This is a genomic window from Lentzea tibetensis (genome assembly GCF_007845675.1).
In the GTDB taxonomy this organism is placed as follows: domain Bacteria; phylum Actinomycetota; class Actinomycetes; order Mycobacteriales; family Pseudonocardiaceae; genus Lentzea; species Lentzea tibetensis.
This window is the reverse complement of sequence record NZ_VOBR01000013.1, coordinates 112,997-138,008: the sequence shown is the minus strand read 5'-3', so window position 1 is coordinate 138,008 and position 25,012 is coordinate 112,997. Positions and strand designations below refer to the sequence as shown.

General features: G+C 71.4%; 20 protein-coding genes. 7 read left to right on the top strand and 13 right to left on the bottom strand.

The window, feature by feature from the left end; genetic code table 11:
* Nucleotides 1–2: 2 nt before the first annotated feature.
* From FKR81_RS21370 to FKR81_RS21335, 8 genes are read right to left on the bottom strand one after another with little or no spacing between them, the layout of a single operon-like run.
* Nucleotides 3–758: a cell division protein FtsQ/DivIB gene (locus tag FKR81_RS21370; RefSeq protein ID WP_146353878.1), complete on the bottom strand. Its 756-nt coding sequence runs from the start codon at nt 756–758 to the stop codon at nt 3–5.
* Nucleotides 755–2,143: a UDP-N-acetylmuramate--L-alanine ligase gene (gene murC / locus FKR81_RS21365; protein ID WP_146353877.1), complete on the bottom strand. Its 1,389-nt coding sequence runs from the start codon at nt 2,141–2,143 to the stop codon at nt 755–757. Before murC ends, FKR81_RS21370 begins: the two co-directional genes overlap by 4 nt.
* The gene (gene murG / locus FKR81_RS21360; protein ID WP_186763090.1) at nt 2,140–3,210 is read right to left on the bottom strand and encodes an undecaprenyldiphospho-muramoylpentapeptide beta-N-acetylglucosaminyltransferase; all 1,071 of its coding nucleotides are present in this window, start codon (nt 3,208–3,210) and stop codon (nt 2,140–2,142) included. Before murG ends, murC begins: the two co-directional genes overlap by 4 nt.
* 58 nt (nt 3,211–3,268) lie before the next feature.
* Complete coding sequence (ftsW, locus tag FKR81_RS21355) at nt 3,269–4,732, bottom strand: putative lipid II flippase FtsW (protein ID WP_146353875.1); 1,464 nt, start codon at nt 4,730–4,732, stop codon at nt 3,269–3,271.
* A complete protein-coding gene (murD, locus tag FKR81_RS21350) occupies nt 4,729–6,102 on the bottom strand; it encodes a UDP-N-acetylmuramoyl-L-alanine--D-glutamate ligase (RefSeq protein WP_146353874.1) in 1,374 nt (457 codons plus the stop codon). Before murD ends, ftsW begins: the two co-directional genes overlap by 4 nt.
* Nucleotides 6,103–6,104: 2 nt before the next feature.
* A complete protein-coding gene (gene mraY / locus FKR81_RS21345) occupies nt 6,105–7,193 on the bottom strand; it encodes a phospho-N-acetylmuramoyl-pentapeptide-transferase (protein ID WP_146353873.1) in 1,089 nt (362 codons plus the stop codon).
* Nucleotides 7,190–8,656 (bottom strand): UDP-N-acetylmuramoyl-tripeptide--D-alanyl-D-alanine ligase, encoded by a 1,467-nt coding sequence (locus FKR81_RS21340; protein ID WP_146353872.1) that lies wholly within the window; start codon nt 8,654–8,656, stop codon nt 7,190–7,192. Before FKR81_RS21340 ends, mraY begins: the two co-directional genes overlap by 4 nt.
* The gene (locus FKR81_RS21335; RefSeq protein ID WP_146353871.1) at nt 8,653–10,176 is read right to left on the bottom strand and encodes a UDP-N-acetylmuramoyl-L-alanyl-D-glutamate--2,6-diaminopimelate ligase; all 1,524 of its coding nucleotides are present in this window, start codon (nt 10,174–10,176) and stop codon (nt 8,653–8,655) included. Before FKR81_RS21335 ends, FKR81_RS21340 begins: the two co-directional genes overlap by 4 nt.
* Before the next feature lie 511 nt (nt 10,177–10,687).
* On the opposite strand from FKR81_RS21335, the gene FKR81_RS21330 reads away from it, so the two are divergent.
* Nucleotides 10,688–11,512, top strand: coding sequence for a universal stress protein (locus FKR81_RS21330; protein WP_146353870.1), 825 nt, complete (start codon nt 10,688–10,690; stop codon nt 11,510–11,512).
* A gap of 62 nt (nt 11,513–11,574) precedes the next feature.
* On the opposite strand, the gene FKR81_RS21325 is transcribed toward FKR81_RS21330, so the two are convergent.
* The 4 genes from FKR81_RS21325 to mraZ form a co-directional block, all read right to left on the bottom strand.
* On the bottom strand, nt 11,575–13,461 hold the full coding sequence (locus tag FKR81_RS21325) for a peptidoglycan D,D-transpeptidase FtsI family protein (RefSeq protein ID WP_146353869.1): 1,887 nt from the start codon (nt 13,459–13,461) through the stop codon (nt 11,575–11,577).
* Nucleotides 13,461–14,273, bottom strand: a complete 813-nt coding sequence (locus FKR81_RS21320; RefSeq protein WP_186763089.1) for a hypothetical protein — start codon at nt 14,271–14,273, stop codon at nt 13,461–13,463. The genes FKR81_RS21325 and FKR81_RS21320 overlap by 1 nt, the downstream gene beginning before the upstream one ends.
* Nucleotides 14,270–15,238, bottom strand: coding sequence for a 16S rRNA (cytosine(1402)-N(4))-methyltransferase RsmH (rsmH, locus tag FKR81_RS21315; protein ID WP_146353868.1), 969 nt, complete (start codon nt 15,236–15,238; stop codon nt 14,270–14,272). Before rsmH ends, FKR81_RS21320 begins: the two co-directional genes overlap by 4 nt.
* 151 nt (nt 15,239–15,389) lie before the next feature.
* Nucleotides 15,390–15,821 carry a division/cell wall cluster transcriptional repressor MraZ gene (gene mraZ / locus FKR81_RS21310; RefSeq protein WP_146353867.1) on the bottom strand — a complete coding sequence of 144 codons (432 nt, stop codon included), beginning with the start codon at nt 15,819–15,821 and terminating at the stop codon, nt 15,390–15,392.
* Between the two features lie 408 nt (nt 15,822–16,229).
* Between mraZ and FKR81_RS21305 the strand changes: the two genes are divergently transcribed.
* The 3 genes from FKR81_RS21305 to FKR81_RS21295 all read left to right on the top strand — a co-directional run bounded on the left by FKR81_RS21305 (nt 16,230) and on the right by FKR81_RS21295 (nt 21,598).
* Nucleotides 16,230–17,273 (top strand): AAA family ATPase, encoded by a 1,044-nt coding sequence (locus FKR81_RS21305; protein WP_407936539.1) that lies wholly within the window; start codon nt 16,230–16,232, stop codon nt 17,271–17,273.
* 4 nt (nt 17,274–17,277) lie between these two features.
* Nucleotides 17,278–18,543, top strand: a complete 1,266-nt coding sequence (locus FKR81_RS21300; protein WP_146353866.1) for a DUF58 domain-containing protein — start codon at nt 17,278–17,280, stop codon at nt 18,541–18,543.
* Nucleotides 18,544–19,174: 631 nt separating this feature from the next.
* Complete coding sequence (locus FKR81_RS21295) at nt 19,175–21,598, top strand: transglutaminase family protein (RefSeq protein ID WP_146353865.1); 2,424 nt, start codon at nt 19,175–19,177, stop codon at nt 21,596–21,598.
* An 80-nt stretch (nt 21,599–21,678) separates the two neighbouring features.
* On the opposite strand, the gene FKR81_RS21290 is transcribed toward FKR81_RS21295, so the two are convergent.
* Nucleotides 21,679–22,071, bottom strand: a complete 393-nt coding sequence (locus tag FKR81_RS21290; protein ID WP_146353864.1) for a DUF3040 domain-containing protein — start codon at nt 22,069–22,071, stop codon at nt 21,679–21,681.
* A 270-nt stretch (nt 22,072–22,341) separates the two neighbouring features.
* Here FKR81_RS21290 and FKR81_RS21285 point away from each other — a divergent pair, with 270 nt between their 5' ends.
* The 3 genes from FKR81_RS21285 to FKR81_RS21280 are packed head-to-tail and all read left to right on the top strand — an operon-like array spanning nt 22,342 to nt 24,388.
* Nucleotides 22,342–22,851: a phosphoesterase gene (locus FKR81_RS21285; protein ID WP_146353863.1), complete on the top strand. Its 510-nt coding sequence runs from the start codon at nt 22,342–22,344 to the stop codon at nt 22,849–22,851.
* The gene (locus FKR81_RS45070; RefSeq protein WP_235921679.1) at nt 22,851–23,075 is read left to right on the top strand and encodes a PhoD-like phosphatase N-terminal domain-containing protein; all 225 of its coding nucleotides are present in this window, start codon (nt 22,851–22,853) and stop codon (nt 23,073–23,075) included. The genes FKR81_RS21285 and FKR81_RS45070 overlap by 1 nt, the downstream gene beginning before the upstream one ends.
* Entirely contained in the window at nt 23,042–24,388 is a 1,347-nt protein-coding gene (locus FKR81_RS21280) for an alkaline phosphatase D family protein (protein WP_235921678.1), read from the top strand. Before FKR81_RS45070 ends, FKR81_RS21280 begins: the two co-directional genes overlap by 34 nt.
* The last annotated feature ends 624 nt before the right edge of the window (nt 24,389–25,012 follow it).

The window sequence follows — 25,012 nt, the reverse complement described above, 5'->3', positions numbered from 1 at the left end:
GCTCACGACACGGTGGGCAGATCCGGCGACGACACGTCGTACGTGGTGCCCGGCCGGGTCAGCAGCACCAGCAACACGGCGGCCTTGCGCGGCGTCTCGGCGGAGCTCCCCCACCGGACGATCCGCCCCTGCGTGAGCGTCACCTTCACGTCAGCCCCGGTGGTGGCGGCGACGGACTGCACCTCGGGCCGCAGCTTCTCGGGCAGCTCGTTCAGAACCCCCACCGCGGCACGGGTAGCCGCATCACCCTGACCAGGCGCGGAGAGCACCAGCTCGGGTACCAACGGCGGCGCCGTGGACAGGACCGCGTAGTCCTTGCCGGTGGAGTCGATGAGGTGGGCGCCGTCGGACGCCTTCACCACGCCCACCGGGGTGCGCTCGGCGATCAGGATCCGCACGGTGCCGGGCAGGGAGCGTTCGACCTCGACCGAGGCCACCCGCGGCACGGCGGCGACGCGCGTGACGATGCCCTTCAGGTCCAGGCGCACGAGCGGGGAACCGGGCTCGATGGCCGCGGCCGTGCGCACCTCGTCCTCGGTCAGCACGACGGTGCCGCGCACGTCGACCGAGCGGACACCGAAGAGCGGGGTGAACCAGACGCCGTACGCGAGTGCGATGAGCGACAGGATGGTCAGCAGCGCCACTGCGCGGCGGCGGAGGATCTTGCGGCGCTGGGCCCTGCGGTCCGGGCGCCGGTTGGCGCGGTCCGGGCGCGGCGCGGTGCGGCGCCCCCGGACCGTGCGAACCGGGACGGTCATGCCAACGACCTCAGTGCGGTGACGATCTCGGGGCCGAGCATCGTCACGTCGCCGGCGCCCATGGTCACGACCAGGTCGCCGTCGCGGACGAGTGAAGCGACCAGTGCGGGCACCTTGTCGAACGACGGCTCGTAGTGCACGGACGTCGTCGACACCGCGTCGGCCACCAGAGCGCCGGTCACGCCGGGCTCGGGCTCCTCGCGGGCGCCGTACACGTCCAGCACCACGACCTCGTCGGCCAGGCCGAGAGCGGCACCGAACTCGGCGGCGAACGTGCGCGTCCGCGAGTAGAGGTGCGGCTGGAAGACGACGACGACGCGGCCGTCACCGGCGACCGGGCGGGCAGCGCGCAGCTGGGCGTCGACCTCGGTCGGGTGGTGGGCGTAGTCGTCGTAGACCGAGACGCCGCCGGCGCGGCCCTTGAACTCGAACCGGCGTCGCACGCCGCCGAAGGCCGCGAGGCCCTCGAGGAAGCACGACTGGTCGGCACCGAGCTCGAGGCCGGCAAGCAGGGCGGCGATGGCGTTCAGCGCCATGTGCTCACCCGGCACGGCCACCCGCACGTCGACGAGCGAGCCGTCCAGCGAGACGGACGCGAGACCGCCGCCGTCGAGCGGCTTGTAGTCCACGATCCGCGCGTCCGAGGACGTGCGGCCGTAGGTGCGCACCCGGATGCCCAACGCCGCGGCGCGCGAAGCGAGCGCGGCCGCACCGGGGTCGTCCGAGCACGTGATCAGGACGCCGCCGGGCTCGATGCGCGACAGGAACGAGTCGAACACCGCCACGTACGCCTCGACGGTGCCGTGGTGGTCGAGGTGGTCGGCCTCGACGTTCGTCACGACCGCGACGGACGGCGAGAAGAACAGGAACGAGCCGTCCGACTCATCGGCCTCGGCGACGAACACGCCGCCGGTGCCCTGGTGCGCGTTCGCACCGGACTCGTTGAGGTCGCCGCCGATCGCGAACGACGGGTCGAGCCTGCAGTGCTGCAGCGCCACGGTCAGCATCGACGTCGTCGACGTCTTGCCGTGCGTACCGGCGACGCACGCGACGCGGTGGCCCTCCATCAGGGCTGCCAACGCCTCGGCCCGCCGCAGCACGGTGATGCCGCGCGACCGGGCCGCCGCCAGCTCGGGGTTCGACTCCTTGATCGCCGTCGACACGACCACGGCCGTCAGACCGTCCGCCAGCTGGTCCAAGTTGGACGCTTCGTGGCCGACGGCGACGGACGCGCCCTGCGCGCGCAACGCCAGCACGGTGCGCGAGTCCTTCGCGTCGGAGCCGGAGACCTGGCCACCGCGCGCGAGCAGGATGCGGGCGATGCCGCTCATGCCCGCGCCGCCGATACCGACCAGGTGGACCCGGTCCAGCACATCGGAGCTCACTTCTTGATCACCTCCAGCACGCGGCGCGCGAGCACCTCGTCGGCCTCGCGACGGCCGGTGCCCAGCGTCGCCTCGGTCATGTGCGCCAGCCGCGCGCGGTCCGCGACCAGCGGCACCACCAGCTCGGCGACCCGCGCGGGCGTCAGCTCCTCGTCCGGGACCAGCACGCCACCACCGGCGGCCACGACCGGACCGGCGTTCAACGCCTGCTCACCGTTGCCGTGCGGCAGCGGCACGAACACCGCGGGCAGACCCACCGCGGACACCTCGGCGACGGTCATCGCGCCGGACCGGCACAGCACCGCGTCCGCGGCGGCGTACGCGAGGTCCATCCGCTCCAGGTACGGCACGGGGACGTACGCGGGCGCACCCGGAACCGACTGCACCGCAAGGGTGTTCTTGGGTCCGTGCGCGTGCAGCACGCCGATGCCCGCCGACGCGAACGCGGCCGCCGCACCGGACACCGCGTTGTTGATCGACCGCGCGCCCTGCGAACCGCCGAACACCAGCAGCACCGGGGCGTCGGGGTCGAGACCGAAGAAGCGGCGCGCCTCGGCGCGCAGCGCGGCCCGGTCCAGCGAGGTGATCGACTGGCGCAGCGGGATGCCGATGACGTCGGCGTCCGCCAGGCCCGAGTCCGGGACGGCGGCGGCGACGTACTCGGCGAACTTCGCGCCGACCTTGTTCGCCAGACCGGCCTTCGCGTTGGCCTCGTGCACCACGATCGGCAGCCGGCCGCGGGCCGCGAGGTACGCGGGCAGCGCGACGTAACCGCCGAAGCCGACCACGACCTGCGCGCCGACGCGCTCCAGCACCTCGCGGGTCTGCTTGACGGCGCTGCGCACGTTCAGCGGCAGCTTCAGCAGGTCCAGCGTCGGCTTGCGGGGCATCGGCACGGGCGGGATCAGCTCGAGCTGGTAGCCGCGCGCGGGCACGATCTTGTTCTCGAGGCCGCGTTCGGTGCCGAGTGCGACGACGCGGGCGTCGGGGCGCAGCCGCATGACCGCGTCGGCCAGCGCCAGGGCCGGTTCGATGTGTCCCGCGGTGCCACCGCCGGCAACCACCACGCACGGACCACTGGGGGCAGGGTGCCCGGTCAAGACTTCCTCCGAGGAAATGCGTCAGTTAACGCCCGCGACCGCGGGCGGAACGATCAGATGCAGAACGGCCTTGCGAAGCTCTCCGCGACTCACGGCGACGGTACTCCGAGGGTGGTGCCGATCGTCCGGCCATCCTGCGTTCGGCCGGATCGACGACCGGCAGCTGCGCGGTGCGCCTGCCGGGTGCGCGCGGAGGGGTGGACGGGCGAACGGGCTTGCGCTTGGGCGGCGGCCGGTACGCCTCGGGGGCGGGCAGCTTCAGCAGCCCGCCGACCCGGCCGGGGCCGAGCGACCGCAGCGCGGCGACGGCGTCCGGCTCGTGCCGCGCGCAGTTCGCGAGGATGCCGAACACCACCATGGTCGTGACGATCGACGTGCCGCCCGAGGAGATCATCGGCAGCGTGATGCCGGTGACCGGCAGCAGCTGCACGACGTAGCCGATGTTGATCGCGGCCTGCGCGACCAGCCACACGGTCATCGTCGCGGACACGATCCGGATCCACGGGTCGGTGTTGCGGGACGCGATCCGCAGCCCCACCACGGCCAGCGCGCCGAACAGCGCCAGCACCAGGAAGCAGCCGACGAACCCGAGCTCCTCGCCGATGACCGCGTAGATGAAGTCCGAGTGCACGTTCGGCAGGTACCGCCAGCGCGAGCTGCCCTGCGCGAGGCCCTTGCCGAACAACCCGCCCTCGGCGAGCGCGAACATCGCCTGCCGCGCCTGCAGGCCCGCACCGAGCGGGTCCTCCTCAGGGTTGAGGAACGTGAGCACGCGCTGGAGCCGGTACGCGGCACCGATCGCGAGCACGACCGCGCCACCCACCGCACCCATCGCGATCACGCCGAACAGCCGCATCGGCGCGCCGACGAACCACAGCAGGCTGATCAGCACCACACCGAGCGTGATCGTGCCGCCCAGGTCCGGCTGGAGCATGACCAGCGCGAACACCAGCAGCGCCACCGGCACGACGGGCACCAGCAGGTGCCGGTACTGGGTGAGCAGCGCGCGCTTGGTGACCAGCACGTGCGCGCCCCACAGCGCCAGCGCGAGCTTCGCGGCCTCGATCGGCTGGAACGACACCGGGCCGACCTGGAACCAGGACTGCGCGCCGTAGTTCTCCTTGCCCAGCGGCGTCAGCACCAGCCCGAGCAGGATGACGCAGACGAGCATCGCCATCGTGCTGCCGTGCCGCACCTTGCGCAGCGGGAACCGCAGGACCAGGCAGAACAGCACCGACCCGACCAACACGTACAGCAGCTGCTTCTGGAACACGCCGTACGCCGACTCGCCGTCCGCGACCTGGCCGGGCGCGGACGCCGACAGCACCATGACCAGTCCGATCACGGTCAGCGTGCCGAAGATCGCGAGCAGCAGGTGGAAGTCCGCGAGGGGGCGCGACAGCCACGCGGTGAGACCGTTGCGCACGGCGGCGACGCGCCCGGTGGGGCGCACGCGCTTCGTTCTCGGCTTGTCCGCGACGACCGTCATCGACCCAGCAGCTCCCGCACGGCCGAGGTGAACGCCTGCCCGCGGTGGGCGTAGTCCGTGAACATGTCCATCGACGCCGCGGCGGGCGCGAGCAGCACGGTGTCACCGGCCTGCGCCAGTTCCGCTGCTGCCCGCACGACCGTGCTCATAGCGGCCATGGCGTCATGGTCCCCTGTGTCAAGCACTCGAACGGGGACATCCGGGGCGTGTCGCGCGAGGGCCTCCGCGATCACCTCGCGGTCGGCGCCGATCAGGACCGCGCCGCGCAGCCGGTGCGCCTCCGTCCGGACCATCTCCTCGACCGACGCGCCCTTGAGCAGACCACCGGCGATCCAGACGACCGACGGGAACGCGCGCAGCGACGCCACGGCCGCGTGCGGGTTCGTGGCCTTGGAGTCGTTGACGTACTTGACGCCGTCCGCGTCGGCCACGAGAACGGCCCGGTGGGCGGCGGGTTCGAACCGCTCCAGCCCGATCCGGACGGCCTCGGACGGCACGCCGTACGCGCGCGCCAGCGCCGTGGCCGCCAGTGCGTCGGCGATGCCGGGCGGGCCGGCCGGGCGGATGCGGGACACCTCGATCAGCGGCTCGTCGTCGGCGAACGCCCGGTCGACGAGCCAGCCGTCGCGGACGCCGAGCTGGCCGTCCTCTGGCTCGTCGAGGGTGAACCCGACCTGGTCGGTGGCGGGTGAGTCCTCGAGCAGGTCGGCGACGCGGTCGTCGTCGAGCCAGCCGATCGCCACGTCGCCGGTCAGCACCTGCGCCTTGGCCTGCGCGTAGCCGTCCATGCCGCCGTGCCAGTCGAGGTGGTCCTCGGCCAGGTTGAGCAGCACACCGGCCTGCGGCCGCACCGACGGCGACCAGTAGAGCTGGAAGCTGGACAGCTCGACCGCGAGCACGCGGCGACCGGCCAGCAGCGCGTCGACGACCGGGAGACCGACGTTGCCGCACGCCACCGCGTCGGCTCCGGCGGCGTGCAGGATCGACTCCAGCATGCCGACGGTCGTCGTCTTGCCGTTCGTGCCGGTGACGGCGAGCCACACGGGTGCGTCGGCCAGCTCCGCGCCCATCCGCCAGGCCAGCTCGACCTCGCCGATCACCTCGATGCCCCGCTCGGTCGCGGCCGCGAGCAGCGGCGACTCCGGGCGCCAGCCCGGCGAGGTGACCACGAGGTCGGTTCCCGGCGGCGGCTCGGTGAGACCCGGCACCAGTTCCACGCCGCTGAGCAGCGTGTCCAGTGCCTCCAGCCGATCCGCGGAGCCGTCCGTGACGACGACCTCCGCGCCCGCCGCGAGCAACGCCTCCGCGGCGGACCGGCCGGTCACTCCGGCACCGGCGACCAGCACCTTGCGACCGGCCAGGAACCCCATGCTCAACTCCCGACCGCGGTGAGCCACTCGCTGTAGAACAGGCCGAGGCCCAACATGCAGCAGATGCCCGCGAGCAGCCAGAACCGGATGATGACCGTGGTCTCGGCCCACCCGGCGAGCTCGAAGTGGTGGTGGAACGGCGCCATGCGGAACAGCCGGCGCCGGGACGTGCGGAACACCGCGACCTGCATGACCACCGACAGCGCCTCGACGACGAACAGACCGCCGATGACGACCATCAGCAGCTCGGTGCGGGTCGTGATCGCGAGACCAGCGACCAGACCGCCGAGCGCGAGCGAACCCGTGTCACCCATGAAGATCTTGGCCGGTGCGGCGTTCCACCAGAGGAAACCGATGCAGGCCGCCATCGCGGCCGCCGCCACCAAGGCGACGTCCAGCGGGTCGCGGACGTCGTAGCAACCGGCCAGCGCCGAGGTGGAGCAGTTGTAGCGGAACTGCCAGAACGAGATGACCACGTACGTGCCCAGCACCATCGCGGACGAGCCGCCCGCGAGGCCGTCGAGGCCGTCGGTCAGGTTCACCGCGTTCGACCACGCGCTGACGGCCGCGTAGCAGAACACCACGAAGCCGACGACGCCGAACGACACGACGACGATGTCCCGGACGAACGACAGGTTCACCGACGCGGGCGTCAGGCCGTCCTTGTTCGGGAACTGGAGCACGAGCACCGCGAAGATGATCGTGGCGACGAACTGGCCGACGAGCTTCGCGGTCTTGTTCAGACCCAGGTTGCGCTGCTTGCGGATCTTGATGAAGTCGTCGAGGAACCCGACGATGCCGAGCGACGTGGTGAGCGTCAGCACGAGCAGGCCGGACGCGGTGGGCGTCTGCCCCGCCGCCGACGCGGACATGGAGTTGACCAGGTGCGCGCCGAGGTAACCGGCCCACATCGAGATCAGGATGGCCACACCGCCCATCGTGGGCGTGCCGCGCTTGGTCTTGTGGTGCTGCGGACCCTCTTCGCGGATCTCCTGGCCGAATCCCTGCCGGGAGAAGACCTTGATCAGGTACGGGGTCAGCAGGATCGACACGATCAGGGCGACCGCTGCCGCGATCAGGATGCTCTTCACTGGTTTCCTGCCTCCAGCAGGGCCTCGGCGACGCGCCACAGGCGATAGGCGTTGGATGCCTTGACTAGCACGACGTCACCGGGCCGGATTTCCTCGCGCAGCAACGTGATCGCCGCGTCGGCGTCCGGCACCAGGACGGATTCCTCGCCCCATGATCCTTCCAGGTGGGCACCCTGGTGCATCGCGCGGGCGGGGTCCCCCACCACCACCAGCTTGTTGATGTCGAGCCGGACGGCCAGCCGTCCGATCTCGTCGTGTGCGCGCACCGAGTCGTCGCCCAGCTCGGCCATCGGGCCGAGCACCGCCCAGCTGCGGCGGGCGGGCTGCATCGCGCGCGAGATCGTCGCGAGCGACTTGAGCGCGGCGCGCACCGACTCGGGGTTCGCGTTGTACGCGTCGTTGACGACGGTCACGCCGTCGGCCCGGTCGGTGACCTGCATGCGGTGGGCGGACACCCGTTGCGCGGCACCGAGTCGTTCGGCGACCTGCGCGGGCGTCGCGCCCAGCTCGAGCGCGATCGCGGCCGCGGTCAGCGCGTTGCCGACCTGGTGCGGGCCGCTCACGCCGAGCTTGACGTGCGCGTCGCCCGCGGCGGTCTTCAGCGTGAAGCTCGCGCGGGCGTGCTCGTCCAGCTCGATGTCCACGGCGCGGACGTCGGCGCGCGAGTCCTCACCGACGAACACGACCTTGGCCTTCGTGCGGCTCGCCATGGCGGCGACCAGCGGGTCGTCGGCGTTGAGGATCGCGACGCCGTCCTCGGGGAGCTCCTCGACCAGCTCGCCCTTGGCCTGCGCGACGCCTTCGCGGGAGCCGAACTCGCCGAGGTGCGCGCTGCCGACGTTGAGCACCGCGCCGATCCTCGGCGGAGCCACCTGGCACAGGTGCGCGATGTGGCCCGGTCCGCGCGCGGACAGCTCCAGCACGAGGTAGCGGGTGTCCTCGGTGGCGCGCAGCGCGGTCCAGGGGTGGCCGAGCTCGTTGTTGAAGCTGCCCGGTGGCGCGATGGTCTCGCCCGCCGGGGAGAGCACCTGCGCGATGAGGTCCTTGGTGGACGTCTTGCCGGACGAGCCGGTGACGCCGACGACCGTCAGGTCCTTCGCGCCGAGTCGGCCCGTGACGTACCTGGCGAGCTTGGCCAGTGCCGCGAGCACCGCGGCGCCGGTGCCGTCCGTGTCGCCCGCCAGCACGTACGCGTTGCCGTGCGCGGTCGCGACGGGCGGTGCGATGACGGCGGGCGCGTCGACCTCACGGCCGGCCAGCACGCCCACCGCGCCGGACTCGACCGCCTGCGCGGCGAAGTCGTGGCCGTCGACGCGCTCGCCGGGCAGCGCCAGGAACAGGCCTCCGGGCGTGACCTCGCGGGTGTCGAACTCGATCGTGCCGGTGACGACGGGCGAGCCGTCGGTGGCGTGGAGCGTCCCGCCGACGATCTCCGCGATCTCGGCCAAGGTCAGTGCGATCACCGATGAGCCTTTCTGATCGCGGCGGCCAGCGTCTCCACGTCCGAGAACGGGTGGACCACGCCGGCGATCTCCTGTCCGGTCTCGTGCCCCTTGCCCGCGACGACCACGACGTCACCCGCCTGCGCGAGGGACACCGCGTGCTCGATCGCCTGCTTCCGGTCGCCGATCTCGACGACCTCGCCGCGGTCGGGCGTGTTCAGGGCGCCTTCGAGCATGGCGGCCCTAATAGAAGACGGTTCTTCGCTGCGCGGGTTGTCATCGGTGATGATCAACACGTCACTTCGCGCCGCGGCGGCCTCCCCCATGAGGGGCCGCTTGCCCTTGTCCCGGTCGCCTCCGCAGCCGAGCACGGTGATCACCCGGTTCGCGGTCTTGGCGCGCACGGCGTCCAGCGCGAGCGCGACGGCGACCGGCTTGTGCGAGTAGTCGACGACGGCGGTGAAGTCCTGGCCCTCGTCGACGCGCTGCATGCGGCCGGGCACCTGGACGGCGGCCAGTCCCTCGACGATCGCCTCGCCGGGGACGCCGCTCGCGTGCAGGCAGCCGATGGCGAGCAGCGCGTTGGCCACGTTGAACGAGCCGGGCAGGCGCAGCTCGATGCGCAGGTCGCCGTCCGGGCCGTGCGCGGTGAACGTCTGCTCGCCGGTGGGCGTGACCTCGACGTCGCTCGCCGTCCAGGTGGCGTCGGCCCCGGTCGTCGAGACGGTGACCGTGTCCGGCTTGACCAGCCGCTCGCCCCACTCCGTGTCGACGCAGACGACCTCCTTGCGCGCGCGGCCGTCGAACAGCTTGGCCTTGGCGCGGAAGTAGTCCTCCATGTCCGGGTGGAAGTCGAGGTGGTCCTGCGACAGGTTCGTGAACGCGCCGAACTCGAACTCGGTCGCGGCGACGCGGCCCAGCTCGAGCGCGTGGCTGGAGACCTCCATGACCACGTCGGTGATGCCGCGCTCGGCCATGACCGCGAACAGCGCCTGCAGGTCCGGCGACTCGGGCGTGGTGAGCGCGCTGTCGATCCGCTCGGTGCCGATGCGCATCTCGACCGTGCCGATGAGCCCGGTCGGGCGGCCCGCGGCACGCAGCGCGGCCTCGATCAGGTAGCTCGTGGTCGTCTTGCCGGACGTGCCGGTGACGCCCCAGACCCGCGTCTTCGTCGACGGGTTGCCGTAGACGTGCGCGGCGAGCGTGCCGACGACGCTGCGCGGGTTCGGGTGCACGAGTACGGGGACGTCCTTCAGCTTCGCGGCGCCCACCTCGTCGGTGAGGATCGCGACGGCGCCGTTGGCGAGCGCTGTCTCGGCGAAGTCCGCGCCGTGCGCGCGCGTGCCTGGCAACGCTGCGTACACGTCGCCGGGGACCACGTGCTGGGCACGGAGCGTCACGCCCGTCACCTGGACGTCGGCATGCGCTGGCCCGGTCAGGTGGGCGTCGACGATCGTCGCGAGAGCGGCGACTGACACGGGTCGAGTGCTGGTGGGGCGGGGCGGGGCGGTCGCGACCTTGCCCTCGAGCTTGGCAGGCACGGGCAAGAGGCTACCGGCGTACGGAGAGTGGCCGATCGGCGCGTGCGCGTTCGGGTGATGATCAGCAGGGATCCGCTCCGCCGCCGGGGACGGACGTGGTGAACGCGCCGCAACTGAAGCTCAGCCCGAACGCCACGAGCAACCCGTCGGGGATGCGCGTGCTTCCGGTGTGCAGGAGCAGCGGGCGGCACCGGGGCGTCCGGGAGGCAGGGCGGTTTTCCGTTGCCGCGCACCGGGCCGATCTCGACGGTGGTGTCGCTCAGTTCCGCGGTGTGTGCGGCACGTGCAGGTTGGCCGTTGCGTCTCGACGACGTCGATCAGCGCCGTGCTGAGTGGTGATCACAACTCGGTGATGGTAGGACCGGGTGGCGCAACGAAAGTCTTCGCCTCGGGTCCCTGAGTTGGGTTCGAGCCATCTGGATGATGCCGGGGATCAGGACTTTGGGCCCTTCTGTCGATCAATTAAGACAGGTGAGGTCAAGGCGACGGGGGCTGGCGAGTGAGGGCGGCGATGACGAAGACGATCGACAGGGACGTGGCGGCGGAGGCCAGGCGATTCTCCTTCTGGGCACCCGATTTCAGCCGCTCCGTCACGGTCGGCGTGGATACCTCCCAGGCCGCGTACCACGCGTTCGAGTGGGCGGCGCGGCATGCCTGGTCGTTGCGGACCGACCTGCAGGTGTTCCTCGCGGACCCGGCTGACGCGACCGTGCAGCGGGTCCTGGAGCGGCTCCCGATGCTGACGGCCCACTTCCGGCCCAGCGGTGACGACCCGGTCAGCGCGCTGGCCGACGCGAGCTCGTCGAGCGCCACGCTGGTGCTCGGGTGCCGAGGCGAACGGCACCGCAGCCTCGGGCTCGGTTCACTGGTGCTCCCGGTCCTGCGGCGCGCGCGGTGCAGCGTCGTGGTCGTGCGCGGACGACCCCCGGCGATCCGCGGCGAGTACGGCTGGATCACCGCCGCTGTCGGCGGGTGCGAGGACCCGGTCGTGCTGCGGCGCGCGGTCGAGCTCTGCCGCACCCGCCGGGCGCGCCTCCGCCTGCTGCACGTGCACCCCCCGCAGCCGCACGGCGCGTCCGTGCCGCGCGACGAGGTGTCCGTGCGCCGGGCGGTGCTGTTCCTGCGCACGACCGCACCCGAGCTGGTGCCGGAGGTGCAGATCGACGGCAGGCACCCGCACGAGGCGGTGGCCGCATTGGACAGCGACCTGCTGGTATTGGGACGCGGCGGTCAGCAGGACGGCGTGGGACTGGTCACCCGCGCCGCGCTGTACCACTCCTCGTGCCCGGTGCTCGTCGCACGCCCTGAGCCACTCCACGACCAGGGCGTTCTCTAAGGGGTGTGCCGTTAGGGGCACCCTTCGGACGCGTTGCGCCGCGAGGGTGTCCCTAACGGCACTCAGAGCTGGAGGATCGGGGTCTGCTCCGCCGACATGGGGACCTGGTAGCGCTGCGCCAGGTACGAGGCGATCTCGTGGAACAGCGGCGCGGCCGTCTGGCTCTTGCCGGGTGCGTCGAGCATGATCCCCACGACGTAGCGCGGGTTGTCCGCGGGCAGGATCCCGGCGAACGTGATCCAGTAGACCGAGCTGGAGTAGCAGGCGCAGTTGGGGTCGATCTGCTGCGCGGTGCCGGTCTTGCCGGCGATCTGGTAGCCCGAGAGCGCGGCCGCCGGACCGGTGCCGGCCTGACTGGGGTCGCGTGAGGACTGCGTGACGGCGCGGAACATGTCGCGCACCGTGCGGGCCGTCTCCGGCGACACGACGCGCACGTTCTCCGGCCGCTGCCGCTCGACGCGCGAGCCGTCCGTGCCGACCTCCGCGCGGATGATGCGCGGCGGCACGCGCACGCCGTCGTTCGCGATCGCCTGGTACATGCCGGTCATCTGCAGCAGCGTCATCGAGAGACCCTGGCCGATCGGCAGGTTGCCGAACGTCGAGCCGGACCACTGGTTCAGCGGCGGCACGAGCCCGGCCTCCTCGCCGGGCAGCCCGGACTGGGTGCGCCTGCCGAGGCCGAACTTCTGCAGCATCTCGGCGTAGCGCTCCTTGCCGACCTGCTGCGCGGCCATCAGCGTGCCGACGTTGGACGACCGGCCGAAGACGCCGGTGAACGTCATCGGCACGGTGCCGTGGTTCCACGCGTCCTTGATCGTGCGGTCGGAGACCTTGATGCTGCCGGGGATGTCCAGGACCGTGTCCGGCTTGAACAGGCCGTCCTCGATCGCCGCGGCCGCGGTCACGATCTTGTTCACCGAACCCGGCTCGTACACGGACTGCACCGCGGGGTTGCGCAGCTGGTCCGGGCCGGCCTTGGCGAAGTCGCCGGGGTCGAAGGTCTTGTCGTTGGCCATCGCGATGATCTCGCCCGTGTGCGAGTCCAGCACCACCGCGGAACCGTTCTTCGCACCGGTCTTCGCGGTGTAGTCGGTGACCATCTTCTGGACGGCGTGCTGGGTGTCGATGTCGAGCGTGAGCTCCAGGCTCTTGCCCGGTGTCGCGGCGACGACCTCGCGCTCGGTGTTCGGGATGACGAGCGTGTCGTCGCCCTGCATCGTGTCGACGACCCGGCGGCCCATCCGGCCGGCGAGCAGCGTGTCCTGCGAGTTCTCGATGCCCAGCAGGCCCTGCGTGGTCGGCGGCTTCTCGTCGAGCCGCCAGTTCGCGTAGCCGACGATGTTCGACCCGAGCGCGGCGTTGGGGTAGACCCGCTTCGCCCGGTACTCGGAGCCGATCTCCGCGAACTTCTTGACGATCAGCGCGGCCTTGCTCGGCTCGACCTCCTGCACCAGCACGAGGTACGTGGTGTCCTGGGTGAGCTTGCCGTGCATCGTCTGCTCGTCGGTCTTCTCGCCGTTGACCTCGGAGCCGAGCGTCTGCTGCATGAACTTCGCGATCTCGCGCGCGTGGTCCTCGTACGACGGCTTGGTGTTGTCCTTGGCGCGCAGCTCGTCCCAGTTGCGCCGGGCCGTCTGCGGCAGCACGTACAGCGCGCGCACCTCGATGCTGAACGCGAGCTGGTTGCCGTTGCGGTCGAGGATCGCGCCGCGCTCGGCCGGGATGTTCTGGCCGGTGGCGCGCTGCATCTTCGCCTGCGCGGACAGGGCTTCCGCCTGGAAGCCCTGCACCTGGATCAGCTTGACCCCGGCGAGCAGCAGCGCGCCGACGAGCAGGATGCGCCCGACGGCGAGGCGGACCCGGCCGTTGTTCTTGGCCCGCTTCGCCGGACGGGGGCTGCGCACCGACAGCGGTCGGCGTGGCGCGCGGCCGTTGTTCGGGCCTCGCATCACCGATCTCCCGGAGGCTGAGCGCCCAGCAGCTGGACCAGTGGCTGGTCCTGCTGCTGAGCCTCGTGCTGCTGAACCTCTTGCTGGCGCACCTCGTCCTGGACAGGGGTCTGCTGCCCCTGCACGGGCGGCGTCGCACCCTGCTGCTGCGCGGGCGGCGGCTGTTGCTGCTGCGCGGGCGGTTGCTGGTCCTGCGCGGGCGGCGTCGGCTGCTGCTGGCCCTGTTGCTGCTGCTGGCCTTGCTGAGCCTGGTCCTGCGCGGGCGGCTGGGCGGGCGGCGTCGTCGACGACGAGGACGACGGGGCCGGAGGTGCCGGCTTGGGCACCGGGACGGCCTTGCCGAACACGTCGATCGAGCCGTCCGCGTTCTGCCGCAGCCGCGCCGGGTCCGGCGGCAGCACGAGGCCCAGCTCGGCCGCGCGCTTCGCCAGCTCGGTCGGCGACTCCAGCAGCGCCACGTCCTGACGCAGCTGCTCGACCCGCAGGGTCAGCTTCTCCGCCTCGGCGCGCGCTTCCTGAAGGCGGTACGAGTCGGCCGCCGCCTGGGTGGAGAGGTACATGATCCCGGCGAGACCGACGCCGAGCACGACCATCACCATGACGACGAACGGCGCCTTCGGGGACTGGCCCGCCGGGCGCTGCTGCACCGAGCTGTTGCCGCGCAGGTTCTGGGTGCGCTGCGCACGCCGGGCGTACGCGCGCTCGGCCGCGGCCGAACGGCGACGTGCGCGTGCGGCGTCGGTGGTCTTCTCCGCGGTCTTGCCGGAGCCGTCGCGAGGAGACGGCTCGCCGACGCGTGCGGGTGCCGTCATGACGATGCTCCAATCCCCTGCGCCGAAATCCGCTGTGCGGCCCGCAGCCGCACCGGGGCGGCGCGCGGGTTCTCCTCTATCTCCTGCTCGTTCGCCTGCTCGGCGCCCCTGGTGAGCAGCTTCAGCTCCGGCCCGTGTCCGGGCAGCTCGACCGGGAGGCCCTGCGGCGTGCGCGACGTGGCGAGCGCGGCGAACGCCTGCTTGACCATCCGGTCCTCGAGCGACTGGTACGACTCGACGACGATCCGGCCGTCCATGCCGAGCACGGACAGCGCGGCGGGCAGCGCCAGCCGCAGCGACTCCAGCTCGCCGTTGACCTCGATCCGCAGCGCCTGGAACGTCCGCTTGGCCGGGTGGCCACCGGTGCGCCTGGTCGCCGCGGGCACGTTGTCGTACAGCAGTTGGACGAGCCGCCCGCTGTTGATGAACGGCTCGCGCTCGCGTTCGCGGACGATGGCGCTCACGATCTTCTTCGCGAAGCGCTCCTCGCCGTAGTCGCGGAGCACGCGGATCAGGTCACCGGGCGCGTAGGTGTTGAGCACGTCCGCGGCCGTCATGCCGGTGCCCGCGCTCATCCGCATGTCCAGCGGCGCGTCCTTGGAGTACGCGAACCCGCGCTCCTCCGCGTCGAGCTGCAGCGACGAGACGCCGAGGTCCATGAGCACGCCGTCCACCTTGGACAGACCGAGCTCGGCGACGGCGTCGGCGATCCGGTCGTAGGTGACGTTGACGAAGTGCACGCGGTCGCCGTGCGGCTTCAGCCGCTCGGTGGCGAGCGCGATGGCCTGCGGGTCGCGGTCGAGCCCGATCAGCGTGAGCTCGGGGTGTGCGCGCAGAAGTGCGTCGGAATGGCCGCCGAGACCGAGCGTGGTGTCGACGAGCACTGCGGGACGGTCGGCGAGGGCTGGTGCGAACAGCGCCAGGACGCGGTCCAGCAGCACCGGAACGTGCTGCGGTCGGCCCATGATCCCTCTCCCCGTACATGCGTTCGGGTGACGTCAGGTCCCCGCCCGCCCGTTGAACCTGGCGCCGGGGAAGGTGCGCCAGGGCCGTTTGTCGAGCGGACCGAGGCCTCACGGCACCCGAATCGCGTTGTTCTCTCCCGCAGCCGGCTGATCAGAAGACGCCCGGTAGCACCTCCTCGCGAGCCTCTGCGTAGCTGTCCTCGTGCTCGTCGAGGTAGGTCTGCCAGGCCGCCGCGTCCCAGATCTCCATCCTGGTGAACGCGCCGACGACCACGCACTCCTTGGTCAGCCCGGCGTACCGCCGCAACTCCGGTGCGATCAGGACGCGACCCTGACCGTCCGGACGCTGCTCGTCCGTGCCCGCGAACAGGTAGCGCTGGTAGGCGCGTACGGCCTCGTTCGTGAACGGTGCCTCGGCGACCTTCCGTGCCATCTGCTCGAACTCCGCTCGCGGGAACACGTACAGGCAGTGGTCCTGGCCCTTGGTGACCATGAGACCCCCCGCCAGCTCGTCCCGGAACTTCGCAGGCAGTGTCAGCCGGCCTTTGTCGTCCAGGCGCGGGTAGTGAGTACCGAGGAACATCGGTAACCACCTCCCCGCCGGGCGACAGACCGGCAGTGGAGCCCCCGTCTGCCCCACCGGCCGCCACAGTACCCCACTTTTCACCACAGTCAACGCTGAAACGGGTGTACACACAGCGAGTCGTGACCCGTTTGTGCTGGTAGACGTAGTGGGGCCCGATGGGGGGATGGTGGGGGAGCTGGGCAGAGGTCACCGGTGCAGGTGAGTGGTCACGCGGAATTTGCCACTCGGATGGCCTAGCAAATTGCGGCAAAACCGGTTGTTGAGACATGGCGGTGGGGGAACCTGGAGGGAGAGGATTCGAACCCTGGATAGCCCTGAGGTGTAGGGCACTTAGCCACGGTTTGACACACTGCGTGAAAAGCTCACACGTCCGTGTTCCCGGACGCGGCTGCTGCTGGAGGTCGAGTGACAAGCGCGAACAGCCACGCGCCGGTCGATCAGGTGCTGGGTGAACTGCACGGCTGCGTTCAGCGAATCGCGGCCAACGTCGAGCGCGTGCTCGTCGGCAAACCCGACGTGGTGCGACTTGCGCTGGTCACCCTGCTCGCTGAAGGACATCTGCTCGTCGAAGACGTGCCAGGTGTCGGGAAGACGTCGCTGGCGAAGGCGCTCGCGCGGTCGATCGACTGCACGGTGAGCCGGGTGCAGTTCACGCCCGACCTGCTGCCGAGTGACATCACCGGTTCGTCGATCTACAACCGGCAGGAGAACGACTTCGAGTTCAGGCCCGGCCCGATCTTCGCGAACATCGTGGTCGGCGACGAGATCAACCGCGCATCTCCGAAGACGCAGTCCGCGTTGCTGGAGTGCATGGAGGAGCACCAGGTCACGGTCGACGCGCACACCTATCCGCTCGGGTCACCGTTCATGGTGATCGCGACGCAGAACCCGGTGGAGATGGAGGGCACCTACGCCCTTCCGGAGGCGCAGCGCGACCGGTTCACCGCTCGCGTGTCGATCGGCTACCCGGACCCGCAGGCCGAGCTGGCGATGGTCGACGAGCACGCGGGCCACAACCCGATCGACGACCTGCGCCCGGTGTCGGACGCCGCGCAGGTGCTGCGGCTGATCGAGACCGTGCGCCGCGTGCACCTCTCCCCCGACGTGCGCCGCTACGCCGTCGAGCTGGTCTCGGCGACCCGCCGTCTGCCGGAGCTCCGGCTGGGTGCGTCGCCGCGCGCGACGCTGCACCTGGTTCGCGCCGCCCGTGCGCAGGCCGCACTGGCGGGCAGGGACTTCGTGGTGCCGGACGACATCCACGCCATCGCGATCCCGGTGCTGGCGCACCGGCTCGTGCTGACGGCCGAGGCGCAGGCCGCTCGCCGGTCCGCAGCGGAGCTGATCAGGGCGCTGCTGCAGCGCGTGCCGGTGCCGCAGGCGGCGCTGGACCCGAGCGCGCAGTTCGTCCGCAACCTGGGCACCAACAACAACGCAGGGACGCCAAGGTAAACCGATGCGCACCGCACTGTCCGGCCTGACCACGCGCGGCCGCTGCCTCCTAGCCGCCGGGTTCGCCGCCGGGCTGTGCGCGATCGCGTTGAACGAACGCGACCTGCTGCGCGTAGCCGCTTTTGTGATCGCGCTGCCGTTGCTGGCCGCCTGGCTCGCCACGCGGGCCAGGGTCGGCCTGCACGCGGCGCGGTTCCTGTCCCCCAGCCGCGTGCCCGTCGGCGCGGCCACCGAGGTGCGCCTGGACCTGCGTTCCACGGGCCGCCTGCCGACCGGCGGCCTGATGCTGGAGGACAACGTCCCGTACGCGCTGGGTTCGCGCCCGCGCTTCCTCGTGGAACGCCTGCCGCGCAACCACCCCACGGCGCTGCGCTACCCGCTGAAGCCGGTCATGCGCGGCATCCAGCAGGTGGGCCCGCTGATGGCCCGCATCACCGACCCGTTCGGCCTGGCCGAGTTCGACCGCGAGCTGGCGGGCCGTTCCAAGCTCGTCGTCGTGCCGCGCGTGCTGCCTCTGGCGGGCCTGCCCGGCGGTTCCGGCATGGGCGCGGGCGACGACGGCTCGGTGCGCCTGCGTTCCGGCCAGGGCGAGGACGACGCCGTGGTGCGCCAGTACCGCCAAGGCGACGACCTGCGCAAGATCCACTGGCGCTCGACGGCCCGCCGCGACGAGCTGATGGTCCGCGTCGAGGAACGCCCGTGGCGCGGCGGCACCACGATCCTGCTCGACCACCGCGTCGTCGCGCACCGCGGCAGCGGCCCGACCGCGTCACTGGAGTGGGCGATCTCCTTCGCCGCGTCCGTGTGCCTGCACCTGCACCGCTTCGGGCATCAGGTGCGACTGGTCGCCGAGGACGGGCGCGTGCTGGCCGGCGGCCAGTCCGACGGCGGCCACTCCGACACCGTCGTGCTGGACTCCCTTGCGGCGCTTCAGCCTTCGCACCGGCGTGAGCTGGCCAGCGGTCTCGATCCCGGTGCCGGGCAGGAGGTCATCGCGGTGCTCGGCGGGATCACGCCGTCCGCGGTCGAGGACCTGATCCGGTACCGGCCGCGCGGGATGCGCAGCCTCGCCGTGCTGCTCGACGTCAGCGCCTGGGCCGGTGCTTCCGAGGACGCGGCGCCCGATCCCGCTGACGGGCAACGGTTGTTGACCAGTGCCGGGTGGGGCGTGACCATCGCCCGGCCCACCGCGCCGATGGCTCAGGTGTGGCGTGAGCTGTGCGCTTCGGCCAGCAACAGGGGGCCGATCGTGCGCGCGGATGTGAACTGACCATGGCCGCTGGTTCGTCTCGTGGTTCGTCTCGTGAACGGGCCGTTCACGCCGCTTCGGCCCCGGAATTGTCGGTGCTGTCTGGAAAAATGGAATCAGGGGGACCCCCTGGGCGGGGGACGCCTGATTTGCGTTGTCTGCAGTTGCGCCGTCCGCAGTGGACGGCTGTCGGCTTCTGGTTGTGCGGGCCGGATTTCGCTACCCGCGAACACCACCCGCACGCCTCAGCACTCCCGAAACTGTCGGTGTCGCATGGCATGCTTGAAACAGGGGGACCCCCTGGGGCGGGGACCTCTGTTCGACCGCGCGCACACTCTTCTGCGTTGGTCACGCCTTCGGCTGCAGCGCACGCGATGGTGCTGGGCTCGAATGCGCTACCGCCGACTGCACTGCTGCTGACTGCACTGCCGCCGACTGCATTGCGATCGGCGCTCAGCTCTGTGGCCGAGTGCCGCGATGCGGCGCGTGAACGGCCCATTGACCTCCCTGCGCACCCGGAATTGTCGGTGCCGCATGGGAAAATCGAATCAGGGGGTCCCCCTGGGCGGGGGACGCCCGTGCGAGCGCGCGTGGCTGGCGGTGGCATCGGGGCTGGGGCCTGGTCGCCGGGCTTCGCGAGGGTGGACTGATCATGGCTTCCAGACCTGGCATCGAGTGGTCGGCCTCGGCCACCCCGTGGATCGCCGCGCTGGCGGTGCTGTGCTCGTCCACGGCGCTGGCCGGCGTGATCGAGGGCGGGCTGTGGCTCGTGCACATCGCGGTCGCCATCGCGGTGGTGACCGGAACCGGCGCGCTGCTGCGGTCGACGCGACTGCCCGCACCCGTCGTGGGGCTCGGGCAGCTGCTCGCGTTGCTGTGCCTGCTGGTCACGATCTTCACGCGCACCGGGTTCCTCTTCCTGCTGCCCGGACCGACGTCGCTCGGCGACCTGCTCACCGTCCTCGGCGACTCGATCGGCCAGGTGCAGACCGGTGTCCCGCCGGTCGAGGCGACGGCCGCGATCCGCTGCCTGGTGATGGTCGCGATCGGGCTCGTCACGATTCTCGTGGACACGCTCGCCGTCGCCGCCGCCGCGCCCGCGGCGTCCGGGCTGGTGCTGTTGTGCGTGTTCGCGGTGCCCGCCTCGCTGGCCGAGGAGATGCTGCCGTTCTGGACGTTCATCTTCGGCGCGGCGGCGTTCGCGCTGCTGCTGGCCGTCGACGGGCAACACCGGCACGAGGCGTGGCGCGGCAGGCTCGGCACCGGCGCGTCGAGCGGGTCCGGGTCGTCGGCGACGGCCGTCGCGGCGATCGCGATGGTGATCGCGCTGGTCGTCGGCGCCGGGTTCACCCTCGTCGGCACGATCGGGCGGCTGCCCGGATCCGGCAACGGGATCGGTGGCAGCGGGAGCAGCGGGCTCGGCATCAAGGCGATGACGAACCTGCGCGGCATGCTGAACCAGGGGCGCACGCGCGAGCTGTTCCACGTGCGCGGCCTGCAGACGGACACGTACCTGCGCGCGACGACGCTCGACCGGTACGTGCCGAACTCGGGCTGGGAACGCGGTGGCGACCCGTCCGGCAGGCCGGTGCAGGGCGAGCTGCCCAGGCCGCCCGGTGACCGCGGTGAGGGCAAGACGAGCCGCGTCGACATCGACCCCGTCGGCTGGCGCGACTTCTGGCTGCCGGTCTACGGCTCGCCACGGCGCCTCGACACCCCGGACGACGACTACCTGTACGACCCCGACAGGGGCATCGTCTTCGCGCAGAACCAGCGCAAGCCCGAGCCGTACCAGCTCGAGACGGTGCTCGACGTGCCCACCGCCGACCAGCTGCGCCGCGCGGTCGGCGACGTGCCGATCGACCGGTCGTACTTCGCCGCGGACGGCGTCGAGGAACCGGTCGCCCAGCTGGCACGGGACATCACGAAGGACGCGACCAACCAGTTCGACAAGGCCGCCAAGCTCTACGAGCACTTCACCAACCCCGTCCACGGCTTCAAGTACAAGCTGGAGACCAAGGGCGACCTGACGTCCGATGCCCTGTCCGACTTCCTGTTCCGGGGCAAGGTCGGCTACTGCGAGCAGTACGCGTCCGCGATGGCCGTGATGGCGCGCAAGATCGGCATCCCCGCGCGGGTGGCGCTCGGCTTCACCGCGGGCTACGTCGACGGCGACCGCCGGGTGATCACGAGCGAGGACGCGCACGCCTGGGTCGAGATCTTCTTCCCCGGCCACGGCTGGGTCACGTTCGACCCGACGCCGATGGACGACGGCCGCGCCGTGGTCCCGCCGTACCTGCGGAACACCTCGCCCACCGACGAGCCGATCCCGTCCGGCAGCTCGTCGGCCACCACGACGACCGCGCCGACGAGCACGTCGACGACGGCCGGGGCGACCGAGAACAACCAGGCGGGCACCGACCAGGGTGCGGCCGAGACGCCGATCCCGGCCTGGCACTTCTGGTCGCTGGGCGGCGTGCTGCTGATGGCCGTGCTGCTGACGTTGCTGATGGTGCTGCGCGCGGGCATGGCGGGTGCGCCGTGGGCGCGCAAGCTGCTGCTGCCGATCACCGTCGCGTTGTGGGCCCTCGCCGTGGCGCTGTCCGCCGCCTTGCTCTCGTGGCTGCTCGCGCTCGTGCTCGTCGTCGTAGGCCTGGCCGTGGCGCCGCTGACGATCCGCGCGGTGCGCAGGCACAACCGCCTGCACACCGTGGCCGGACTGGGCCCGCAGGCCGCCGCCGCGGCGTGGGAGGAGCTGATGGCCGAGTCGATCGACCGCGGCGTGCTCACCCCGACGGCTGAGACCGTGCGTGCGGCGTCGCGCAGGCTCGCCCGCGAGCACAACCTGGACGACGCGGGCCGCGACGGCCTGCGCACGCTGATCAGCTCGATCGAGCGGTCCTGGTACAGCGCCCGGCCCGAGGCCGACCCCGCCCTGCCCGCCGCGGTGGAAGCGGTGCGGGCGAGCCTCGCGCGCAACGCCCCGCTGTCGCTGCGGGCGCGGATCCTCCCGCGCTCGGTGCTGCACCCGGTGCCGCGTCCGACAGTCGACGCACCCGCACCGATCCCGGTCTAGGACAGCAAGGACCTCCGAACGCCGCTGGGCCCGTCCCCGTAGATCGGGACGGGCCCAGCGGCGTGGTGAGAACGGGTGGGTTACTCCTCGTCGAAGCGCCGGCGGAAGCGCTCCTCCATACGTTCGGAGAACGAGCTGCGACTGCGGGTCGGCCGGCCATCCTCCGCTGTCTCCTCAGCAACCTGGTCTCCGCGACGAAGTGTCGTCAGGGTGACCAGCACACCGAAGAACATCAACAGGAATCCGACAACGCTCACCACGGGAATCCCCACGATGGCGAGCTTCGGCAACATCACACCAGTGACGAGCAGCGCCACACCTAGCACGAACAACGCGATGCCTTGGATGCGGCGCCGCCGGGACGGCCTCCGCAGTTTGGCGCCTCGCACGGTGGATGCGAACTTCGGGTCTTCGGCGTAGAGCGCGCGCTCGATCTGGTCGAGCAGTCGCTGCTCGTGCTCGGAGAGTGGCATGGCTCCTCCTCCGGCACAGCGGTCGCGGGCGCCGGGTGTTCACGGTTGCCGCCGAACCCGGCGGACGGCCCACCCTGGGGACGTCATCTTCCAGGATACGATCCGCGCGGCCTGGCGACTACCCAGTCGGCCTTCTCATACGGTCGGTTCTGTCACCATCATCCTCCTGGGGCAGTGGTGAGGCCTCCGTGAGGCACTTCCCCCCTCGTGTTCACGCCCTGTTGAGGTCGCCGTCTCAGCAGGGCCAGGTCCGCTTGGTCCGATCGGCGCATGACCGAACTCATCGTCAACGGCGACGCCGAGCAGGGCCTGACCGGCTGGCTCACCGTCGCCGGCACCCCTGCGGCGATCCGCTACGACAGGGGCGACGGCTATCCGGGCGCCGGTGATCCCGGCCCCGCGAACCGCGGCACCCAGTTCTTCGGCGGCGGCACGAGCCCCCGCAGCACCCTTCGACAGAGCGTGACGATGCCACGTCGCGCGGCATCGTTCACCGTCAGCGCCTGGCTCGGCGGCTACGCCGGGCAACAGGACGGCGCCCAGCTGACCGTCGAGTTCCTCGACTGCGACGGCATCCCGCGCGGCGCCGTCGTGCTCGGCCCGCTCACCGCGTCCGAACGCGGCTCCGCCACGGGGCTGTTCGAGCGAACGGCGCGCGGCACCGTCCCGCCGGGCAGCCGCAGGGCGGTCGTGACCCTCCTGATGACCCGCGCGGGTTCGGGCACCTCCAACGACGGCTACGCCGACAACATCTCCCTCACCGTCACCGGAGGCCGCTGATGCTGAACAGACGCGACCTCCTCCGCGCGGCCGCGAGCGCCGGAGCACTCGGCGCGGCCTGGCCGCTGAGCGCGCAGCTGTCCCCCGCGTCGGCACTCGCCGCCGCACAGGACCTCGGCGTCTCCTACGACCCGGCCCCGTTCACGCTCGGCGTGGCGTCCGGCGACCCGCTCCCGGACAGCGTCGTCCTGTGGACCCGCCTCGCCCGGAGCCGCTGGCGGTGACGCAGCCGCTCCCGGACGTCGTCGAGGTGTCGTGGACCGTGTACTCCGACCGCGCGCTCCGCCGCCGCGTCGCGCACGGCACGGTCGCCGCGTCGAACCTGTTGGGGCACAGCGTGCACGCGGTCGTGCGTGGCCTCCTTCCCGGCCGGCAGTACTACTTCCGGTTCAGCGCGCTCGGCAGGACGAGCCGTGTCGGCCGCACCCGCACCGCACCGGTCGGTCCCGTGTCCCGCGTGCGCTTCGCGACCGCCAACTGCCAGGCGTTCCACGACGGCTTCTACGCGGCACACCGCGGCATCGCCACCGAGGACGTCGACTTCGTCGTGCACCTCGGCGACTACATCTACGAGCACGGCCAGGTGGGCGGGCACCCGGTGCGCGACCACGAGGGCCCCGCGATCCTGTCGCTCGCCGACTACCGCAGGCGCTACGCGCTCTACAAGGGCGACCCGTCGCTGCGCGCCTCGCACGCCGCACACCCGTGGTTCCTGACCTGGGACGACCACGAGTGCGCCAACGACTACAGCGGCACCGAGGGCGCGGCCCCGTTCGTCGCGCGCCGGGCCGCCGCGTACCAGGCCTGGTACGAGAACATGCCCGTGCGCGCGGGGAGCGCGCTGGAGCCCCAGCTGTACCGGCAGCGGCGGTGGGGTGACCTGCTCGACCTGACGGTGCTGGACCTGCGCCAGTACCGGTCGGCGCAGAACCTGGCGGACGGCACGATTCTCGGGACGTCACAGAAGAAGTGGTTGCTGGACCAGATCTCCTCCTCTCGGGACACGTGGCACTGCTGGATCAACTCGATCATGCTCAGCCAGCTCGCGCGGCCGGGCGGTGGCTACTACTTCACCGACCAGTGGGACGGGTTCCGCGCGGAGCGCGCGGAGGTGCTGGGGCACGTCGCTTCGTCCGGCATGGAGGACCTCGTCGTCGTGACCGGTGACTGGCACTCCGCGTTCGTCGACGACATCCGGCCGGACTTCGACAACCGGGACGCGCCTGTGATCGGGACCGAGTTCACCGCGCACTCGGTCACCTCTGGGGCGTACTCGGCTGAGTGGAACACCGTGAACGGGCCCGTGATGGGGGCTGCCAACCCGCATCTGAAGTACTTCGAGGGCAACCGGTACGGGTACGACGTGTACGAAGTGACGCCTCAGCGGTGGAGCACCCACATGCGGGTGATCGGGTCGCGTGGGGATGCTGCTTCGCCGGTGTCCACGTTGACCACCTTTCACGTGGATCGCGGGAAGCCTGGCAGTTATGAGGATCCGGGCAGTGTCGCCTCCCCTGCTCAGTATCGGCGGGTGTGAGTCGAGATCGGTGGGTTTGAGTCGAGGGACTTCGGGCCGTGTCGTGCGTCGGGCTCGGTGCGCGATGCGGCCTGGCCGGTGGCCGGGCGGAGTCGCTCGTGGTTGTGGGGCGGGCCGGGCTTGGCTGGCTGCGGGCCTAGGCGGGGCCGGACTGGGCTGAGCCGCGCCGGGCTGAGCCGCACTGGCGGAGTTGGGCCGGGCAGGCCAGGTTGAGCGGGATTGGGCCAGGCGAGGTTGGGCCAGGCGAGGTTGGCTGAGTTGGGTCGGGGTTGAGCTGGCCAGGGCTGGGGTGTGCTGGCCAGGGCCGAGCCAGGTTGGGCTCAGCGGGTTGGGCTCAGCGGGTTGGGCTCAGCGGGTTGGGCTCAGCGGGTTGGGCTCAGCGGGTTGGGCTCAGCGGGTTGGGCTCAGCGGGTTGGCTCGCGCTGGGTTGAGCTGCGCTGGGTTGAGCCAGCTCGCGCCGGATCGCGCCCGGTCGGGCGGAACGGGTCGGGCGGAACGGGTCGGGCGGGTTGGGTCGCGCTGGGTTGGGGCCGGGCCGGGCCGGGTTGGGGCCGGGTCGGGTTGGGTTGGGTTGGGTTGAGCAGGAACTGGCTTGAGCCGGGGTTGGGCCAGGCGGGGTTGGCC

What these genes read in the sequence shown, in the direction of transcription:
- ftsW (WP_146353875.1), bottom strand. Translation starts at nt 4,732, where the DNA reads ATGACGGTCGTCGCGGACAAGCCGAGAACGAAGCGCGTGCGCCCCACC.
- FKR81_RS21285 (WP_146353863.1), top strand. Translation starts at nt 22,342, where the DNA reads ATGACCGAACTCATCGTCAACGGCGACGCCGAGCAGGGCCTGACCGGC.
- FKR81_RS21330 (WP_146353870.1), top strand. Translation starts at nt 10,688, where the DNA reads ATGACGAAGACGATCGACAGGGACGTGGCGGCGGAGGCCAGGCGATTC.
- FKR81_RS21295 (WP_146353865.1), top strand. Translation starts at nt 19,175, where the DNA reads ATGGCTTCCAGACCTGGCATCGAGTGGTCGGCCTCGGCCACCCCGTGG.
- FKR81_RS45070 (WP_235921679.1), top strand. Translation starts at nt 22,851, where the DNA reads ATGCTGAACAGACGCGACCTCCTCCGCGCGGCCGCGAGCGCCGGAGCA.
- FKR81_RS21370 (WP_146353878.1), bottom strand. Translation starts at nt 758, where the DNA reads ATGACCGTCCCGGTTCGCACGGTCCGGGGGCGCCGCACCGCGCCGCGC.
- FKR81_RS21290 (WP_146353864.1), bottom strand. Translation starts at nt 22,071, where the DNA reads ATGCCACTCTCCGAGCACGAGCAGCGACTGCTCGACCAGATCGAGCGC.
- FKR81_RS21320 (WP_186763089.1), bottom strand. Translation starts at nt 14,273, where the DNA reads ATGACGGCACCCGCACGCGTCGGCGAGCCGTCTCCTCGCGACGGCTCC.
- FKR81_RS21300 (WP_146353866.1), top strand. Translation starts at nt 17,278, where the DNA reads ATGCGCACCGCACTGTCCGGCCTGACCACGCGCGGCCGCTGCCTCCTA.
- FKR81_RS21325 (WP_146353869.1), bottom strand. Translation starts at nt 13,461, where the DNA reads ATGCGAGGCCCGAACAACGGCCGCGCGCCACGCCGACCGCTGTCGGTG.
- murD (WP_146353874.1), bottom strand. Translation starts at nt 6,102, where the DNA reads ATGGGGTTCCTGGCCGGTCGCAAGGTGCTGGTCGCCGGTGCCGGAGTG.
- mraZ (WP_146353867.1), bottom strand. Translation starts at nt 15,821, where the DNA reads ATGTTCCTCGGTACTCACTACCCGCGCCTGGACGACAAAGGCCGGCTG.
- rsmH (WP_146353868.1), bottom strand. Translation starts at nt 15,238, where the DNA reads ATGGGCCGACCGCAGCACGTTCCGGTGCTGCTGGACCGCGTCCTGGCG.